Raw genomic sequence first — 3,067 nt, 5'->3', positions numbered from 1 at the left:
CTGCCCATGATGCATGATCATGCTCTGGGCGAAGGCGACGTCCGCTGCGTTGTGGTCTTCGCTGCCGGTGGCGCTGGTAGCCGTCGCGCTGTTCGTGCCTGCGCTGGCTCCGGCGCTGCCGGAGTCGTTGCCGCAGGCCGCGAGCGCGACAGCGGTGAGCAGAGCGCCCAGCAACAGGGCGAGTCGTTTCATTGTTCGGGCTCCTCGCGTGAGGTCGGGTGTGTGCTGTCCGGAACGGACAGGGACGCGGCACCGCTCACATCTCGGCTCCGGAGCACGGCACAGCGGCGACCAGCCTCGTAGGCGGGAGGTGGCCGCGGTGTGCGCCGTTTGTCACCGGAACGCGCGGCGTGGGGCGAGGGCGTCGATTTACAGCCGAAGCACGCAGAGGAAGGACAACGACGGACCCCGCGCGTAAGGCTGGTGCCTAGGCCGACGCCGACCGGCGGCGAGCGGAGCAGACCGCGAAACGCCGTGCCGTGCACCAACGAGCAGGAGGATCAGCAACAACCCGGCCAAGAGCGCCACGGAGCGCAGCACAGCCAGGCATACCTCACCGACGTGGCCGTGACGTCCCCAGGACGACATCAACGCGTCGAGTAGGTCGGGAGGACTGGTGGGTCGGCCGCCCTGGTCGGCATGGATGGCGGCAGGTTCCGGTTCGTGGGGTTTCGGCAGCGGTTCGGTGTGATCAACACCGATATCCATGCTCGTGGCTGCCCCGCCACCCGCGGACGCGGTCATCGCCTCATGGTCTGGGCCGAGATATGTGCCGAACCCGCCGTGCATCGCCAGGATGCCGAACAACACCGCAATCATCAGCAGCAGGCCGCGCGCATTCGCGCGGGCGAGGGGAACGCTGCGGTCAACCCGGTGACGCAGGCCAGTCACGGATTCCATGCTCTCAGATCCACCCGCCAGGTGGACACGACAACATGTCCCCACGTGGACACTTTCCGTTTCGTCCCTGCGGGGCCCGGAGCGCCTTCGAGTCTTGGTCCGCCGCGGAGGGGGGATCCGTTGCCGTGACTGTGGCGGCGGTCGCCAGCGAGGGCCGCGGAGCATCTGTGTCGTCGGAGGCAGCCGTGGTCGTGGGCAGGGGCTGTCTGTCGGTCGGGGCGACCCCGCCATCGGCCCGGCTGACGGCACCACTGTCGGCCGGGCGCTCGTCGTTCACGGGCGACGTGGTTGCTACTGCAAACCCGGCGGTCAAGATGGTGAGGCTTCCCGACGTCGGGACCATGATGGTGACGGTCTGATGCTGCCGCTCGGTGGGACGGCGCCGCCACCCGGGAACGGCCGGCGCGCCCGGCCAGCGTCCACCGAGAGTTCCGCGCCGGTGCCGAGCCGCGTCTCGAGGAGGACGACCAGCGCCGTGAGGTACGGGCAACGCACATCCTTCCTGAATCCGCCACCGAACCCGGCCGCCGGCACCGCTGACCGGACACCCGTCCCTCGTCGAGCGCCGAGCCGCCGCGCACTGGCGCGGCCCGCGGGGCAGGCTCATCCCCGCGGGCCGCGCCGTAGTACGTGCCGCCGGAGGTCGGACTCGTGGCAGGACTGACGCGGTCCGGGCCGCTAGCGACACTTGACAACTATCGATTGTAGTAGATAGCGGATTTCAATCGACCGCGCGGGCCTGTCGAGCGGCCTCGCGCGTCGGGTCACACCACGACAACCGGCCGTTGGAGGGGGAGCCGGCGAGTCGCTGTCCTGCCGCCGCGCGGGCGTCACCTCCGCCCACCTCACACGTGCCTGGTAGGCACGACGATGGGCGAAGCCAACACCGGCAGCCGATCCGAGAGCACCGCGGACGAGGAGAGGAACCCGACCTGCGGCGCCGCTCCTGACCGGCCTACGAAACTCGGCCGACGTAGTAGTCGGACGCCCAGATCGTCTGGAGCTTGACTACATCGCCGGATTTCGGCGCGACCCAGATCTTGCCGTTGCCGGCGTAGATCCCCATGTGGTACATCGACCCCGGCTGGCCGAAGAAGATGAGGTCACCGACCTGTTCCGAGCCGCGCGCGATCCGGGTGGTCGCCGCGAACTGCTGGTCGGTCGTGCGCGGCAGCGACTTGCCGAGCTGCTTGTAGACGTACTGCACCAGCCCGGAGCAGTCGAAGCTGTACGGCCCTTCGGCGCCGTAGACGTACGGCTTGCCGGCCTGCAACGACGCGAGATAGACCGCCTTCTCCCCAACGCTGGTCTGGCCCCCGACGGCGCTTGGCGCGGTGGTGGCGCCGCCAGCGCCGTCCCGAGGCGCCTGGTCCGATGCGGGGCTGGGGGCCGCGGGTGGCTGGGGCCGGACCCGCAGGATCGCTGGCGCGGACGTCGCCGCCTCCAACGCGTCGCTGCCGGCGAAGGTGGCTCTGACCTGGGTGGTCGTAAGGACTCGCGCGGTGTACGCGGCGTGGCCGGAGGCGTCGGTGCGCAGGGCCTTGAACGTGGTCCAGCCCTGGGGGAACAGCACCTGAACGAGGATGTCCTGGTCGGCGAGGGCGCCGCCGGACCGGCTGGTCAGGCGGAACCCGACCTCGACCGGCTCGTCGGCATTCACCGTGACGTCGGGGAGCGTGGGCGCCAGCGAGACCGCTGTGCGCAGCTGGAACGCGACCGGCTGCTCTACCGCCGCGGCGATTGTGGGCCGGGCGGCGGCGGTCTCCACCTGATCACCGGCACCCAGGGCGGACGCGATCATGATCTCGCCGGTCTCGGGATCCTGCTGGTCGATGCCCAGCGAGCCGGTCAAAGCGACCCCGGACACGGCCACCGTGCCGGTTGTGATCACCGCGAAGGTCGCGCGGGTCGAAGCGCGCCCGAGGACCGAGCCGGTTCGGCGACGGGAACGATGGCGACCGGGTCGACTGGGACCGGCGGGTCGTAGAGACGGATGTGGTTCGTGCGCTTGCACGTGGACCCTTTCCCAGGCGCCTGCGAGGTGAGCTGTCGGGTTCGGGCTGGGTGCCCGGCCGGACGCGCATGCGCGTCCGGCTTCACCCCAAGGACGCCGTCGGCGGGCGACGACGCCCGGAGGAAGGTGGCTCCCCCGCTGCTGCCTGTGCCG

The 3,067-nt window shown here is 70.4% G+C and carries 2 protein-coding genes, 1 pseudogene and 1 riboswitch; all 3 genes and pseudogenes read right to left on the bottom strand.

Annotation, left to right across the window (positions count from 1 at the left end):
• Positions 1–192, bottom strand: a pseudogene (locus I6A81_RS40815) (DUF305 domain-containing protein); the annotation flags it as partial.
• A gap of 177 nt (positions 193–369) precedes the next feature.
• Entirely contained in the window at positions 370–891 is a 522-nt protein-coding gene (locus I6A81_RS40810; RefSeq protein ID WP_203008197.1) for a hypothetical protein, read from the bottom strand.
• Between the two features lie 964 nt (positions 892–1,855).
• Entirely contained in the window at positions 1,856–2,791 is a 936-nt protein-coding gene (locus I6A81_RS40805) for a C40 family peptidase (protein WP_307875232.1), read from the bottom strand.
• Positions 2,792–2,916: 125 nt separating this feature from the next.
• A riboswitch (cyclic di-AMP (ydaO/yuaA leader) is annotated at positions 2,917–3,067 on the bottom strand. This riboswitch is flagged as partial in the annotation.

The sequence above is a fragment of the Frankia nepalensis genome, assembly GCF_016786325.1.
Classification (GTDB): domain Bacteria; phylum Actinomycetota; class Actinomycetes; order Frankiales; family Frankiaceae; genus Pseudofrankia; species Pseudofrankia nepalensis.
This window is presented reverse-complemented; position numbering and strand designations above follow the sequence as displayed.